Source organism: Arsukibacterium ikkense (assembly GCF_000987775.1).
In the GTDB taxonomy this organism is placed as follows: domain Bacteria; phylum Pseudomonadota; class Gammaproteobacteria; order Enterobacterales; family Alteromonadaceae; genus Alishewanella; species Alishewanella ikkense.
In genome coordinates this window covers 78,160-93,994 of the sequence record NZ_LAHO01000010.1, presented here as the reverse complement: position 1 = coordinate 93,994, position 15,835 = coordinate 78,160, and the positions used below count along the sequence as shown (strand labels likewise).

At 50.2% G+C, this 15,835-nt stretch carries 14 protein-coding genes; 7 read left to right on the top strand and 7 right to left on the bottom strand.

Annotation, left to right across the window (positions count from 1 at the left end; all coding sequences use genetic code 11):
- Position 1: 1 nt before the first annotated feature.
- The 4 genes from WG68_RS11260 to WG68_RS11245 form a co-directional block, all read right to left on the bottom strand.
- On the bottom strand, positions 2-808 hold the full coding sequence (locus tag WG68_RS11260) for an enoyl-CoA hydratase-related protein (RefSeq protein ID WP_046557790.1): 807 nt from the start codon (positions 806-808) through the stop codon (positions 2-4).
- A gap of 109 nt (positions 809-917) precedes the next feature.
- On the bottom strand, positions 918-2,525 hold the full coding sequence (locus WG68_RS11255) for a carboxyl transferase domain-containing protein (protein ID WP_046557789.1): 1,608 nt from the start codon (positions 2,523-2,525) through the stop codon (positions 918-920).
- Position 2,526: 1 nt separating this feature from the next.
- Entirely contained in the window at positions 2,527-3,696 is a 1,170-nt protein-coding gene (locus WG68_RS11250; RefSeq protein WP_046557788.1) for an isovaleryl-CoA dehydrogenase, read from the bottom strand.
- A gap of 34 nt (positions 3,697-3,730) precedes the next feature.
- The gene (locus tag WG68_RS11245) at positions 3,731-4,135 is read right to left on the bottom strand and encodes a MerR family transcriptional regulator (protein ID WP_046557787.1); all 405 of its coding nucleotides are present in this window, start codon (positions 4,133-4,135) and stop codon (positions 3,731-3,733) included.
- A gap of 277 nt (positions 4,136-4,412) precedes the next feature.
- On the opposite strand from WG68_RS11245, the gene WG68_RS11240 reads away from it, so the two are divergent.
- From WG68_RS11240 to WG68_RS11210, 7 genes are all read left to right on the top strand, one after another.
- Positions 4,413-5,618, top strand: a complete 1,206-nt coding sequence (locus tag WG68_RS11240) for a thiolase family protein (RefSeq protein ID WP_046557786.1) — start codon at positions 4,413-4,415, stop codon at positions 5,616-5,618.
- Positions 5,619-5,869: 251 nt separating this feature from the next.
- Complete coding sequence (locus WG68_RS11235; protein ID WP_046557785.1) at positions 5,870-7,366, top strand: CoA-acylating methylmalonate-semialdehyde dehydrogenase; 1,497 nt, start codon at positions 5,870-5,872, stop codon at positions 7,364-7,366.
- Between the two features lie 192 nt (positions 7,367-7,558).
- Positions 7,559-8,716, top strand: coding sequence for an acyl-CoA dehydrogenase family protein (locus WG68_RS11230; protein WP_046557784.1), 1,158 nt, complete (start codon positions 7,559-7,561; stop codon positions 8,714-8,716).
- 182 nt (positions 8,717-8,898) lie between these two features.
- Positions 8,899-9,672 (top strand): enoyl-CoA hydratase, encoded by a 774-nt coding sequence (locus tag WG68_RS11225; RefSeq protein WP_046557783.1) that lies wholly within the window; start codon positions 8,899-8,901, stop codon positions 9,670-9,672.
- A 5-nt stretch (positions 9,673-9,677) separates the two neighbouring features.
- Positions 9,678-10,814 (top strand): enoyl-CoA hydratase/isomerase family protein, encoded by a 1,137-nt coding sequence (locus WG68_RS11220; protein WP_046557782.1) that lies wholly within the window; start codon positions 9,678-9,680, stop codon positions 10,812-10,814.
- Between the two features lie 29 nt (positions 10,815-10,843).
- Positions 10,844-11,731 (top strand): 3-hydroxyisobutyrate dehydrogenase, encoded by an 888-nt coding sequence (gene mmsB / locus WG68_RS11215; RefSeq protein ID WP_046557781.1) that lies wholly within the window; start codon positions 10,844-10,846, stop codon positions 11,729-11,731.
- Positions 11,732-12,490: an SDR family oxidoreductase gene (locus WG68_RS11210; RefSeq protein ID WP_046557780.1), complete on the top strand. Its 759-nt coding sequence runs from the start codon at positions 11,732-11,734 to the stop codon at positions 12,488-12,490. It begins immediately after the preceding gene.
- Positions 12,491-12,538: 48 nt separating this feature from the next.
- On the opposite strand, the gene WG68_RS11205 is transcribed toward WG68_RS11210, so the two are convergent.
- From WG68_RS11205 to WG68_RS11190, 3 genes are all read right to left on the bottom strand, one after another.
- On the bottom strand, positions 12,539-13,018 hold the full coding sequence (locus WG68_RS11205; protein ID WP_046557779.1) for a hypothetical protein: 480 nt from the start codon (positions 13,016-13,018) through the stop codon (positions 12,539-12,541).
- A 171-nt stretch (positions 13,019-13,189) separates the two neighbouring features.
- On the bottom strand, positions 13,190-13,921 hold the full coding sequence (locus tag WG68_RS11200) for a tetratricopeptide repeat protein (RefSeq protein WP_083981868.1): 732 nt from the start codon (positions 13,919-13,921) through the stop codon (positions 13,190-13,192).
- A gap of 324 nt (positions 13,922-14,245) precedes the next feature.
- Positions 14,246-15,805, bottom strand: coding sequence for a LytTR family DNA-binding domain-containing protein (locus tag WG68_RS11190; RefSeq protein WP_046557776.1), 1,560 nt, complete (start codon positions 15,803-15,805; stop codon positions 14,246-14,248).
- Positions 15,806-15,835: the final 30 nt, after the last annotated feature.

The following is a 15,835-nucleotide window of genomic DNA, read 5'->3' as shown; positions in this document are numbered from 1 at the left end:
GTTATTTATCCTGTGACGTATGCGGCAACCAACCAGGGCGGCGTTTTTCAAGAAAGGCACTCAGGCCTTCCTGGCCTTCTGCCGACACCCGAATTTCAGCAATGGCCTGCGTAGTATGCGCTACCACATTGTTGCTGATTTTACGGTTATAAATATTGTGCAGTAGGGTTTTCGCGGCGCTGATCGCAGCCGGGCTGTTTTGTAACAGGTTGTCGATAAACCCGTTAGTTTTATCGGTTAACTCGCTGGGGGTTGTTACTTCATGCAGCAGCCCCAGGGTTTTCGCCGTATCGGCACTAAAGCGCTCGGCGGTTAAAAAGTAACGCCGGCTTTGCCGTTCACCCAGCGCGCGCATTACATAGGGGCTTATTACGGCTGGAATAAGGCCAATTTTCACTTCGCTTAAACAAAAGCTGGCCGTGTCGCTGGCAACAGCGATATCGCAACACGCCACTAAACCGACAGCGCCGCCAAAGGCGGCGCCTTGTACCATAGCAACGGTGGGCTTGGGAAATTTATCCAGCTTATGCATCAGCAGGGCCAGCTCGTTGGCATCGTCCAGATTTTGCTGATAGTCTTTTTCAGCCATCGAGCGCATCCAGTTTAAATCGGCGCCGGCAGAGAAATTTTTGCCATTGGCGCTAAGCAATAGCACTTTTACCTGATCATTGGCGGCCAGGCTGTCCAGTACCTGAATAAGCTCGGCAATCATCAAGTCGTCAAAGGCGTTATGCACTTCTGGCCGGTTAAGTACCAGGTTGGCCACGCCGCGCTGGTCGATACTTACTTGGGTGTAAACCTGGTTCATCTTTTCTCCGAAAGTGTTTTAGCTTTTGGTATGGCTCAATAAAAACCGGCAATCGAATCTCTCCGACATCGCGGTTGCTGCGTCTATGGCCGAAGCGCCTTGCAACTAACTACATCCGAAACACACCAAACTTAGTCTCTTCAATTGGCGCATTAAGAGCTGCCGCCAACGCCAGACCCACTGTCATCCGGGTTTGGGCCGGGTCGATAATACCGTCATCCCACAAGCGACCACTGGCGTAGTAAGGGTGGCCCTGCTTCTCGTATTGCTCAATAATCGGCTGCTTCAGCGCTTTTTCCGCCTCTGCCGACAGCGTCTCGCCTTTACGGGCCAAACCATCTTTGGTGACCTGCGCCATTACGCCGGCGGCTTGCTCGCCGCCCATAACTGAAATGCGCGCATTGGGCCACATCCACATCATGGTAGGGTCGTAAGCGCGGCCGCACATACCGTAGTTGCCAGCACCATAGCTGCCGCCAATTAACACGGTAAATTTCGGCACCTTGGCACAGCTTACCGCCATCACCATCTTGGCGCCGTGTTTGGCAATGCCTTCAGCTTCATACTTTTTACCAACCATAAAGCCGGTAATGTTCTGTAAAAACAGCAGTGGAATTTTGCGCTGGGCACACAGCTCAATAAAGTGCGCACCTTTTTGCGCCGACTCAGAAAATAAAATCCCGTTATTGGCAACTATGCCTACCGGATAACCGAAAATCCGTGCAAAACCGCATACCAGGGTGGCGCCGTAAAGTTGTTTAAACTCGTCAAAATCAGAGCTATCAACAATCCGGGCGATCACTTCTTTGACATCAAAAGGTTTGCGTAAATCGGTGCCAACAATGCCGTATAACTCTTTGGCATCATACAGAGGCTCTTGCGCGGGTTTGACATCCATTTGCTCTGCGGCAGGGCGGTTTAAGCGGGATACTGCATTACGGGCCAGCTGCAGCGCGTGCTCGTCATTTAAGGCATAGTGATCGGCCACGCCGGAAATTTTACAGTGCACATCGGCACCGCCCAGCTCTTCTGCCGACACTTCTTCACCGGTGGCGGCTTTCACCAGCGGCGGCCCGGCTAAGAAAATGGTGCCCTGATCTTTAACAATAATGCTCTCATCCGCCATCGCTGGTACGTAAGCACCGCCGGCGGTACATAAGCCCATCACCGCCGCAATTTGCGGAATGCCTTTGGCTGACATATTGGCCTGGTTAAAGAAAATACGGCCAAAGTGCAGTTTGTCGGGAAACACATCGTCTTGACGCGGCAGGTTAGCACCACCCGAATCAACCAGATATATGCAGGGCAGGTGACAGCGCTCGGCAATCTCCTGCGCCCGCAGGTGTTTTTTCACGGTAAGCGGATAGTAAGTACCGCCTTTTACCGTGGCGTCGTTAGCAACAATCATGCACTCAATACCGCTAACCCGGCCAATACCGGCAACGACACCAGCACAGGGCACATAATCTTCATAACATTCCCAGCCGGCAAACTGACCCACTTCTAAAAAGGGCGAGCCCGGGTCGAGCAGCTTTTGGATCCGATCGCGTACAAATAATTTACCGCGGGCGGTGTGGCGGGCAATTAACGCCTCACCGCCGCCCAGTTTAATCTGTTGCACCTTAGCATTCAGATCGTCGACCACGGTCTGCATCGCCGCCGCGTTTTTCAAAAACTCTTCGCTACGCGGATTAACCTTGCTGATAAATTTGCTCATATCAGTTCGACTCAGTAAATAACTCGCGGCCAATTAACATACGGCGGATTTCAGAGGTGCCGGCGCCAATTTCATATAGCTTGGCATCGCGCAGTAAACGGCCGGTAGGGTATTCGTTAATGTAGCCATTACCGCCTAATAACTGAATAGCATCCAGCGCCATCTTGGTAGCCAGCTCAGCGGAATATAAAATAACCGCAGCCGCGTCTTTACGGGTGGTTTCACCGCGGTCGCAGGCTTTAGCGACGGTATAAACATAAGATTTAGCCGCGTTCATCTGGGTGTACATATCGGCCAGTTTGCCTTGAACCAGTTGGAATTCACCAATAGCCTGGCCAAACTGTTTGCGGTCGTGAATATAGGGTACTACCACGTCCATACAGGCTTGCATAATGCCCAGCGGGCCAGCTGCCAGCACTACGCGCTCGTAATCCAGGCCGCTCATTAATACTTTAACGCCGCCACCTACCTGGCCCAGCACGTTTTCGGCCGGTACTTCGCAGTCAACAAACACCAGCTCGCAGGTGTTAGAACCGCGCATGCCTAGCTTATCCAGCTTTTGAGCGGTGCTAAAGCCTTTAGTGCCGCGCTCCACAATAAAGGCAGTAATGCCTTTGCTGCCGGCATTAATGTCGGTTTTGGCGTAAATCACATAGGTATGGGCATCGGGGCCATTGGTGATCCACATTTTATTGCCGTTTAAGACATAAACATCGCCTTTTTTATCGGCGCGCAGCTTCATACTTACCACGTCCGAGCCGGCATTAGGCTCGCTCATGGCCAGGGCACCGATATGCTCGCCAGTGCAAAGCTTAGGCAGGTACTTCATTTTCTGTTCTTCCGTGCCGTTACGGAAAATCTGGTTAACACACAGATTAGAATGGGCACCGTACGATAGGCCTACTGAAGCTGAGGCCCGGCTAATTTCTTCCAGAGCGACCACGTGCTCTACATAACCCAGCCCCGAGCCACCGTATTTTTCGTCAACGGTAATGCCAAGCAGGCCTAAATCACCAAACTTGCGCCACAGCTCATTCGGGAATTCGTTTACCTGGTCAATGTGTTCAGCACGCGGTGCTATTTCTTCCCGGGCAAAGGCGTTAACCTGCTCGCGGATCATATCGACGGTTTCGCCTAAATCGAAGTTAAGGCCTTTGTAACTGCTAATCATGGTAAATCCCCGTTTGCTAAATACTGAAAACCGCCTAAGCGGTTTTGGATTGTTTGGCGTCGGCTAAGGTGTCGCGGCATCGTTTTTCAACGGTGACCAGCTCCATTAGCACCACTTTAATGTCGTCCAGTTGCTGATGCAGTTCGGTTTTCTTCTGCTCGATTAATTTCAGCATGGTACTTAATTGGGTGACGCTGCTTTTGTCAGCATCGTACAACTCAAATAACTGGCCGGTTTCAGCCAGGCTAAAACCCAGCCGTTTGCCACGCAAAATAAGTTTTAAACGTACCCGGTCGCGTTTACTGTAAATGCGGGTCTGGCCATTACGCAGCGGCGCAAGCAGCCGCTGATCTTCGTAAAACCGAATGCTGCGGGTAGTAATGTCGAACTCTTTAGCCAGCTCGCTGATACTGTAGGTTTTTTCTTCTTTTTCTGTCATAACCGCCTTCCCGAAAAACGCCATCAACTATAAGTGAAGTTTACGTAAAGGTAAAGCTGACTGCGGGCGCTTGAAATGAACAAAAGGGCGATTTGACTGGCTTTGTAAAGCAAAAATGCCAGATTTTACTGATCCGACTGTACAGTTTACTGCACCATTTCCAGAACTATAACCAGCAGACACTACCATAGTGTTAGATAGTTGACGTTGGCGTAAACGTAAATTTGGTGTAGGCTCTTGGGCATCTTTTCAGGCCAACCTTATACAGGAGAGCAAAATGGCTTCTGACAATAAAGAACATAACTCAGCAAACAATATTGTGATCGTTGCCGCCAAACGCACCGCCATGGGCGGCTTTATGGGCGGCTTAACCGAAGTTGACGCCACGGTACTGGGCGCAACTGCGATTAAAGCGGCATTAGAGCAGGCTGGCGTAAGCGGCGATAAGGTCAGCGAAGTGATTATGGGTAACGTGCTGCCAGCCGGTTTAGGCCAGGCCCCGGCACGCCAGGCCACTTTAAAAGCCGGCTTACCGTTAAGCGCCGGTGCCACCACTATTAACAAAGTATGTGGTTCAGGCTTAAAGGCGGTAATGCTGGCCAGCGATTTACTTAAAGCCGGCAGTGCTGATGTAGTAGTGGCTGGCGGTATGGAGTCAATGAGCAACGCGCCTTATCTGTTGCCTAAAGCCCGTGCTGGTTATCGCATGGGCCACGGCGAGATAAAAGATCATATGATGTTAGACGGCCTGGAAAATGCCTATGACGGCAAAGCCATGGGCTGTTTTGCTCAGGGCACTGCTGATGAGAAAGGCATCACCCGCGAGCAAATGGACGCCTTTGCGGTGCAATCTACCACCCGTGCTCAGCAGGCCATTAGCAATGGTGCTTTTGAAGCCGAAATTGCCCCGGTAACCTTCCAGACCCGTAAAGGCGAAGTGACCTTTAAGGTGGACGAGCAGCCAGGTAATGCCAAACTGGATAAAATACCCAGCTTACGCCCGGCCTTTGCCAAAGACGGTACCATTACCGCGGCGAACTCCAGCTCTATTTCAGATGGCGCAGCCGCACTGGTGTTGATGCGTGAAGCAGATGCCAAGGCCCAGGGCTTAACGCCACTGGTGCGGGTAGTAGCACATGCAACCAATGCAATGGAACCGGCGCTGTTTACGGTGGCGCCGGTTGGCGCTATGCAAAAAGTACTGCAAAAAGCCGGCTGGGATAAAGAACAAGTCGATTTATGGGAAATTAACGAAGCCTTTGCCATGGTAACCATGCTGGCGATTAACGAACTGGGCCTGGATCACGCCAAAGTAAACGTTAACGGCGGTGCCTGTGCGCTGGGCCACCCGATAGGTGCTTCAGGCGCCCGTATTCTGGTTACCCTTATTCATGCGCTGCGACAGCGCGGCCTGAGTAAAGGCGTGGCCTCGCTGTGTATCGGTGGCGGCGAAGCGGTCGCCTTAGCCGTAGAAGTTTTATAACGATTTTCAGAAAGATTATCGACACGAAAAATAAGAGTGAGGTTGGGAACCCGATAGCGCAGCCACAGAGTGTTTGAGTGAGCGCGCAAGCAGCGAGCGAGTTGCTGTGGTGAGCATAGCGGGTATCGCAACCGATCTCTTTGCACCAAACTCAAATTTAGCGTGAGAGTAAATCTCAACCCGCGGCGTAAATAGTGTATTAAAAATTTTAATAATGCCGGCGGCAAAACCCAACAACCGGGAGAAGCAAGATGACACAACAGGTTAAGCATTTTATCGACGGCGAGTTCGTCACATCAAACAGTGACAAACTGATCCCCGTCACCAACCCGGCCACCCAGGAAGTAATAGCGCAGGTACCTTGCGCCACGCCTGAAGAAATGACCCGCGCGGTTGAATCGGCCAAAGCGGCCTTTTTAACCTGGAAAGAAGTGCCGGTATCAGAGCGCGCCCGCTTAATGATGCGCTTTGCCCATTTATTAAAAGAGCATCAGGGCGAAATTGCCGACATTATTTGTCAGGAACTGGGTAAAACAGTAGAAGACGCTAAAGGCGATGTCTGGCGTGGCATTGAAGTGGTCGAGCAAGCGGCTAATATTCCGTCATTAATGATGGGCGAAACGGTTGAAAACGTGGCGCGCAGTATCGATACCTACAGCTATATTCAGCCACTGGGTGTCTGTGCCGGTATTACCCCGTTTAACTTCCCGGCGATGATCCCATTGTGGATGTTCCCGATGGCCATTGCCTGTGGTAACACCTTTATTTTAAAACCGTCAGAGCAAGACCCGATGACGGTAAACAAAATTGCCGAGCTGTTTGTCAAAGCCGGTGCACCCAAAGGCGTATTACAAGTAGTGCACGGCGCGAAAGAGCAGGTCGATGCCATACTGCACCACCCGGATATTAAAGCCATTTCCTTTGTTGGCTCTGTTAACGTGGGCCAGTATATCTACAAAACCGGCACTGATAATTTAAAACGGGTGCAAGCCTTTGCCGGCGCGAAAAACCATATGGTGATTATGCCCGATGCCAATAAGCAGCAGGTAGTAAACGCCCTGGTCGGCGCTTCAGTCGGCGCAGCCGGTCAGCGTTGTATGGCCATATCCGTTGCCGTGTTTGTTGGTGCCGCCGCAGAGTGGATCCCGGAAGTGGCCGCTGCCATTGGCAAAGTACGGCCAGGTGTCTATACCGACCCGAATGCCGCTTATGGCCCGCAAATCAGCCCGCAGGCACGTGCCCGGGTGTTGTCGTTAATTGAGCAAGGCAAAAAAGAAGGCGCAACCTGCGTACTGGATGGCTCAAATTGCACCGTTGAAGGCTACCCGAACGGTAACTGGGTTGGCCCAACCGTGTTTAGCAATGTCACCACCGAGATGGAAATTTATAAGCAGGAAATTTTTGGCCCGGTATTAACCACTATGCAGGTGGATTCACTGGCTGAAGCGTTAAAAGTAGTTAACGACAGCCCATACGGTAACGGTACTTCAATATTTACCGCCAGCGGCGCTGCTGCCCGTAAGTATCAGCATGAAGTGGAAGTAGGCCAGGTGGGTATTAACATTCCTATTCCGGTGCCACTGCCGTTTTTCTCGTTCACCGGCTGGAAAGGCTCGTTCTATGGCGACCAGCATGCTTATGGTAAACAGGCGGTGCGTTTCTATACCGAGACCAAAACCATTACTGCCCGTTGGTTTGATGACGATATTCCGGTATCTGGCCCAAATATGTCGATTAACCTGCGTTAGGCTCAGGGCTTAGAGTAATTAAGCGGCGTGGCAGACTTTACTAAGCCGACCGTTGTAGGCCATGGATGGCCGGAAAGGAGCCCCAGGGACGGTTTATGGCGTGTCGGCGTGTAAAGTGTGCCTAAGCCCGCTGTAAATACTATTTAGTAAAAATGCAGGTGTGAAAATACCTCAACCTGAAAAGGTGTAGCAATGAATTTCAATTTAACAGAAGACCAACAAGCCTTTGTTGATGTGGCCAAACAGTTTGCCGAACAAGAACTGGCGCCACATGCCGCCCAGTGGGACCGCGACCATCATTTCCCGAAAGACGTGATTCAAAAAGCCGGTGAGCTGGGATTTTGCTCGCTATATACCGCCGAAGAAGATGGCGGCATGGGCTTATCCCGCTTAGATTCGTCGATTATTTTCGAGCAACTGGCGATGGGCTGTACTGCCACTACCGCTATGTTAACTATTCACAATATGGCCACCTGGATGATTGCCACCTGGGGCACGGCGAACGCCAAAGCCGAATGGGTAGAGCATTTGGTCACCGGCCAGAAGCTGGCGTCTTATTGCTTAACCGAGCCGGGTTCAGGCTCGGATGCTGCGGGTTTGCGTACCTCTGCCAAAAAAGATGGCAACGACTACATTTTAAATGGCTCGAAGATGTTTATTTCTGGCGCCGGTGAAACCGAAGTGTTAGTGGTAATGGCGCGTACCGGTGAAGCGGGCCCGAGAGGCATTTCAGCCTTTATCGTGCCGGCCGATGCTAAAGGCGTCATTTACGGCAAAGCGGAAGAGAAAATGGGCTGGAACGCTCAGCCAACCCGCTTAATTACGTTTGAAGACGTGCGTATTCCTGCGCATTACCTGCTGGGCAACGAAGGCGAAGGTTTTGGCTTTGCGATGAAAGGCCTGGACGGCGGCCGGATTAATATCGCTACCTGTTCGATTGGTACCGCCCAGCAGGCGCTGAATACCGCCCGTAACTATATGCTGGAGCGCCAGCAATTTGGTAAGCCACTGGCGGCGTTTCAGGCATTGCAGTTTAAACTGGCCGATATGGCCACTGAGTTAGTTGCGGCCCGCCAGTTGGTGCGCTTAGCGGCATTTAAACTGGACCAGAAAGACGGTGAAGCCACCGCTTATTGTGCAATGGCTAAACGCTTTGCGACCGACGTGGGCTTTCAGGTGTGTGACCAGGCGCTGCAATTGCACGGTGGTTATGGCTACATTAAGGAATACCCGCTGGAGCGGCATTTCCGTGATGTGCGGGTGCATCAGATTTTGGAAGGTACCAATGAAATTATGCGGCTGATTATAGGCCGGCGGTTACTGGATGAAGCCGCAGGCGACATTCTGTAACCAAGACAACGGATAATGTGTAGGGACAATACTGAAAGGTGAAACCGGTTTGCTCTAAGCCGACCGTTGAAGCCCTGGACGGGCGGAAACGAGCCCCCAGGGATGGGTTTACGGCGTGTCGGCGTGAACAAACCGGTTTTACCTAAGCTCCTGCCTGCATACTGCCAAAAAAGGAGACATTAATGGCTCAATTAAAATTAGAAAAGCGCGGCCACACAGCGCTTATCACCATGGCGAACCCGCCAGCCAACACCTGGACCCACGCCAGCTTAACCGAGCTGCGCGACACGGTTATCAGCCTGAACAACGATAAAAATATTTATGCGTTAGTGATTACCGGCGAAGGTGACAAATTCTTTTCAGCTGGCGCCGATTTAAAACTGTTTGCCGATGGCGACAAAGCCGTGGCCAGTGATATGGCACGTATATTCGGCGAAGCTTTTCAAACCTTAAGCGCCTTTCGTGGCGTGTCGATTGCGGCTATTAACGGCTATGCCATGGGCGGCGGTTTAGAAGTGGCGCTGGCCTGTGATATCCGTATTGCTGAGCAACAAGCGCAAATGGCGCTGCCTGAAGCCAAAGTAGGCTTATTGCCTTGCGCCGGCGGCACCCAGAACCTGGCCTGGCTGGTGGGTGAAGGTTGGGCTAAGCGAATGATATTATGCGGCGAGCGGCTTAACGCTGAAAAGGCGCTGCAAATAGGCCTGGTAGAAGAAGTAGTGCCAACCGGTACTGTATTAGAGGCCGCAATGGCGTTAGCCGACAAAGTGGCCGGCCAAAGCCCGGTGGCGGTAACTGCCTGTAAAAAACTGATCCAGCAAGGGCGCAGTGGCAGCATAAACGCCGCCTTACCGTTGGAGCGCGAGCTGTTTGTTGGCTTGTTCGACAGTAAAGATCAGGTTGAAGGCGTGCAGGCCTTTTTGGAAAAACGCCAGGCTAACTGGATAAACGGGTGATAAACATGAGCACAGACGTAGTGTTATACCAGGAACTTACGGCTGACAATGGCAAAAAAATTGCGGTTGCTACCCTTAACTCAGAAAAATCGTTAAATGCGTTAAGTTTGCCGATGGTGGAGTCGTTATTACCCCAGATGCAAGCCTGGAAAGACGACCCGAGCATTGCCATGGTATTGCTGCAAGGTGCCGGTGACAAAGCCTTTTGTGCCGGCGGCGATATTCGTGATTTATACCAGGCAATGAAAGAGAGCCCCGATTATTATCATCCGTATGTGGAAGAGTTTTTCACCAAAGAATATACCCTGGATTATTTAATTCACACCTTTGACAAGCCGGTGCTGGTTTGGGGTAACGGTATTGTGATGGGCGGCGGTTTAGGCCTGATGGCTGGCGCCTCGCACCGGGTGGTTACTGCTACCAGCCGCATCGCCATGCCGGAAATGGCCATTGGCTTATACCCTGATGTCGGTGCCAGCTGGTTTTTAAACCGGATGCCGCCGGGCTGCGGTATCTTTTTAGGCTTAACCGGCGCGTCGATTAATGCCGCTGATGCTAAATTTATTCATCTGGCCGATCATTTTATCGAACATGAAGATAAAGCCGCGCTGCTAGATAAACTGTTAACTGTGAAGTGGGGCGAGACGGTCTCACTGAATCATCAGAAGCTGTCGGATATGCTGCGAAGTGCTGAAGAGCAATGTCGGCATAAAATGCCGTTAAGTCAGATCAGGCCGCACCAGAGTGCCATTACTGCGTTGCATGACATTAGCAGTTTGCCAGCGGTGATTAGCGCCATTAATGGCATTGAAGGCGATGATAAATGGCTGGCAAAAGCCAAGCAGTCACTGGCCTATGGCAGCCCTATTACCGCCCACATTGTGTTTAAACTGCTGCAATTGGGCCAAAGCAAAATACTGGCCGACAGTTTCCGGCTGGAGCTGGGCATTAGTGTGCAGTGCGGCCAGCTGGGCGAGTTTCAGGAAGGCGTGCGGGCGCTGCTGATTGATAAAGATTTAACACCCGCCTGGCAGTACCAGACAGTAGATGCGGTGCCGGCAGCGGTAATCGAGCTGTTATTCAGCTCGCCATGGCCTGAAAATGAGCATCCGCTAAAAGAACTAGGCCGGTTAGATAGTTAATTTAACAAGACAACTGCAAGGAATTAAACATGGCTAAAGTTGCGTTTATTGGTTTAGGAAATATGGGTGGCCCGATGGCCATCAACCTGGTTAAAGCCGGCCACGATGTTTCTGCTTTTGATTTATCTGCAGCTGCACTGGCACAGGTGCAGGCTGAAGGGGCTAAGGTTGCCAGCTCAGCCATAGATGCTGTTACGGGTGCCGATTATGTTATTTCCATGCTGCCCGCCGGCAAGCATGTTATTGGCCTGTATTTGGGCGAGCAGGGCATTGCCAGTGCTATCAGCAAACAGGCACTGGTTATTGATTGCTCTACCATTGATGCTGACAGCGCCCGTAAAGTGGGTGCAGGTTTGGCTGAGCAAGGCATTGCCTTTATTGATGCGCCGGTATCCGGTGGCGTAGGCGGTGCCAAAGCCGGCACCTTAACCTTTATTATTGGTGGCACTGCAGCCGATTTTGAGAATGCCAAAACGGTGCTGGGTAATATGGGTAAAAACCTGTTTCATGCCGGCGATGTGGGGGCGGGCCAGGTAGCAAAAATTTGCAATAATATGCTACTGAGTATTTTAATGGCAGGTACCTCTGAAGCGCTGCAAATGGGTATCGATAATGGTCTGGATCCGAAAACCCTGTCAGAGATTATGCTGAAAAGCTCGGGCCGGAACTGGACACTGGAGCTATATAACCCTTGTCCGGATGTACTGCCGAATGTGCCATCCAGTAATGGTTATCAGGGCGGCTTTATGGTCGATTTAATGGCTAAAGATTTAGGCCTGGCACTGGAAGCGGCTACTCAGAGTGGCAGCAGTACGCCAATGGGCGCCCTGGCGCGCAACCTGTACGTCACCCACCAGCGGGCTGGCAATGGCAAACTGGATTTTTCCAGTATTTTTAAGATGTTCGGGAAAAAATGAATGAAGCTGCAAAACAAAACCATCGTAATTACTGGCGGCGCTCAAGGTTTAGGCCTGGAAATGGCGCGTATGTGTGCTGCTGCAGGTGCCAAACTGGCATTAATTGATATGAATGCCGACCAGTTAGCGGCGGCCAAGGCTGAGCTTTCAGCCAGCACCACAGTGCATACTTACAGCGCCAACGTGGCTGACGAAGCGCAGGTAGAAGCAACCTTTGGCCAAATCGATAACGACTTTAACGGCATCGACGGCCTGATTAACAATGCCGGTATTTTACGCGATGGCTTGCTGCTGAAATACAAAGACGGCGAGCTAGTCAGCAAAATGTCACTGGCGCAGTTTCAGTCGGTTATCGACGTGAACTTAACCGGGGTATTCCTGTGTGGCCGTGAAGCTGCAGCCATTATGGTTAAACGCGGTACCAAGGGTGTTATTATTAATATGTCGAGCGTCGCCCGTGGCGGCAATATGGGCCAGACTAACTACGCCGCTTCAAAAGCCGGCGTGGTGGCGATGACCGTCACCTGGGCGCGTGAGCTCGGCCGTTATGGTATCCGGGTCGGTGCTATTGCTCCGGGCGTTATTCGCACCGCGATGACCGACGCGATGAAGCCAGAAGCGCGCGACCGCTTAGAAAAAATGAAGCCTGTTGGCCGGTTGGGTGAGGCCAGCGAAATCGCCCACACTGCCAAATACATTTTCGAAAACGATTTTTTTACCGGCCGGGTAGTAGAAATCGACGGCGGCATCAGCATGTAAGCTGCGCGCTACGGATACTAAAAAAGACGCTGCGGCGTCTTTTTTGTTTTAATCTGCTATTTGTTCTAACATCAGGCAAACATATTTCTTATCTGCCCCTTCGGGTAGTCTCGCAAGCTGATTATCATTTACTTTGACATAAATCAGGCTTTTACCTCTGGATACCCTCGAAATTGACCTGGGGTTATCGCACGCAACATAACTGGCTTTTTCAAACCGGCTTTTCTGTAACTGAGGAATACTGTAGGCGATAACCAAAGTTGCAATAAACCAGGCCAATACAAATTCATTGGCGCGTTTGAAAACAATACTTTTGCTTTTTCTTAGCCCCAAAAATTGGATCAGGCTGAATAACCAGAACACTGAGGATAACAATAGAAAACTGTTACCAGAATCGTATGAAATTATCTCTGCTTGAAGCCGTATAGCCTGTTCAACCCGGTATATGTCATACCCTAAGTAACCCACAGCCATACATGCCAGCAGGTTTAAGCCAATAAACGCTACCTGAGCTGTTTTAAGTGACATTAAAATCCTCTTATGCCCGCACAAGGCCCAAATAGGCAGGGAATAAATTGCGGATTGCGTTCAAGGAAGTTAAGGTTGCGATTAACTTCATATTTAGCCGCTTCAATATCACTTTTTATTTCTTCAAGCGTGTGGCCAAGCCTACTATAGGCTCGGATTAGGGCTTCTTCCTTAATGTTCGCACTTGGTGTTCAAGTTGCTTTTGCTTGCCCAGTAGTTTGCTTTTGCCGGTTCTTTTTCAGCGACAACACCCCTGCAGTAAAAATAGCTGGCGATATAGGCCGCTCTTATATGGCCGCTTTGTGCTGCGGCCAAATACCAATTTAGTGCAGCGTTACGATCAACTGAGGTAAGCTGTCCTTTGTCATAAAGAGCGGCAACACTGAATTGAGCAGCGGTGTCGCCAGCTTGAGCCTTCATTAGCAAATATTCAAAGTACTCTGCTGGTTGATATTCGGTTAACGCACCATCTGGCTCGGTTACAAAAAAAACAGTTTCATCTGGCAAGTTAGAATGTTGCTCTGATTTTCTAAACCAATCCATAGCAATGTATTGGTTCTGAGCAACACCATCACCTGCTTCATAAGCGATACCAAGTTCCCACATTGCCAGTGCATGTCCCAGACTCGCGGCTTTTTCAAAATGTGCCAGCATATTTTTCCTGTTTCGCTGCTTTGCACTGGACATTTTTTCGATAAGACCGAGGTAGTAATGAGCATTTGGGTGTTCAGTTTGTGCTAATTCAGCATAATAGTTTTTTGCAACAACGAGATCGCCTGCATAAAAGGCTTGCTCGGCTTTAATGGCTAAGTCTTCTGAGTTTGCGAGGAGTGGCATAAAGACAAAAATAATTGCGAGTAGTGATTTAAGTAGGAGCATTGCAGCAGAATCTGTTAAACGCATAAGAGATAGCTCATTTAAAGAAATTGCTAAAATTTATATTATTTGTATATTTTTTGCAAATATATTAATTTTAAATTTTGCTTGTAACTCCTCTGAATGGGGTCTGTTATTTCGCTTAGAGCAAATGAAGCCTGTTGGCCGGTTGGGTGAGGCCAGCGAAATCGCCCACACCGCCAAGTACATTTTCGAAAACGACTTTTTCACTGGTCGGGTAGTAGAAATCGACGGCGGTATCAGCATGTAAGCTGCGCGCTACGGATACTAAAAAAGACGCTGCGGCGTCTTTTTTTTTTTTAATGTGACCCGCTAATCTAATCTTTATGCTCAACCTGGCTCTGCCGTCACCGCATTGCGCACTGAAGGGATCAGGCGGCGACTAACCGGGATCTGCTGACCATTAGTTAACAATAATGATGCCGCGCTGCCACTACGCTTGTCTGTGCTGGTTGTCAGCCGTTTCACTTGTTCTAAATTAACCAGGTAAGAGCGATGCACCCGCAAAAAAGTACTGGGTAGCTCCGACTCCAGGGTTTTCAGGGTGCCACTGTATAAATGCTGGCGGCCATCTGTCAGATTAATTTCGCTGTAATCACCGGCTGCCTGACAAAAGCTGATTTGGACGGTATTGATAATATCTACTTTACCCACACCGGCTATTTTCAGTATTGTAGGTTTAGTATGTTGCCGATCCTGCTCCAGCCGTAGCATGAGCTTGGCTATTTTTTCCTGGTCAAGTTGGCGGCTACTTAGCTGAAGATTGAAGTCCCATGCCTGCTGCGCAAATAAAAAGCTAAGTAGCAGCGTTATCAGCACAAAGTACCAGGTTTCATGAAAGTAAGCAGCCGTTAATACCATTACTACTAAAAACAGTACTAAGGCCGCTGATGTTGCGGCGGATTGAAAGGCTTTAGTCCGATACCAATGCAAAAAGGTCAGTACTGCAGAGATTAACACCGGACAGAATGTTGCCGCTGTGGTTTTACTGTCAAAGCCTGATATCAGCAATACCGTGAGTAAAGTAACAATAGCGCCAGCATAAATCCAGTGCAGGGCATAGCGGCTGGCAAAGCGTAGCGCTATAAATATCAACAAACAAAGGCCGAATGCCAATGACATTGCGGTGATAATTAGCAGCCGCAGATCATGTAGTGGGTAGGAATAGGTAAATAAACCGCGCGATATTTCGCTAAACAACTGCAAGGCGGCAAACAGGCTCATTAGTACCAGCAGCACATGGCGGACACGTTGTAATGGCTGCAAGCTGCGGACGGCAAAATACAGGGTTGCGGTCAGTAATATGCCCAGCAGCACCAGCATGCCATTGCTGTAACGTTGTAAATAATGCTGGGGCGCATTGTAGTGGCCGAGGCCGATAAAATGGATCGGGCCAGGCAGTGTCAGTACACCCTGTTGGGCAGACATTTTAATAGCAAGCTGATTGTCACCAATCTGCAGCAGTTCCAGCGGAACATAAAATCGTGCATCCATATCACCGGCTACTTCGTCTGACGGATTGCCGGGCAGGCCATTATTGCCCAGATGATAGCCGTTTAAATAAGTACTACTGGATGCTTTAGCATTTAAATACAGTGCTAACGGTGGCTCAAGCTGAGCCAATGTCTGCTGGTTAAGGTGTAAAGAAAGGCGCAACCATATTACTTTTCCCTGCGGATTTACGCGGGACAACGGCATTTGCTGACACCCCGCTGCAGAAAAATTAACCGGCCAATCTGGCTGTATTGCCACGTCACACACGGTAACCGGCTGTTGTGGCAGCAACGTGGTCGAAGCTATAGCAAGTGAACTAAACAGCGCGAATACACTAATCAGCAACGCAACCACGATAGAGGTAACTCTGGTAAATATCCGTAATCTGTTCTGCATAATCTTTGCTACCGCTTATCGACAATGTGC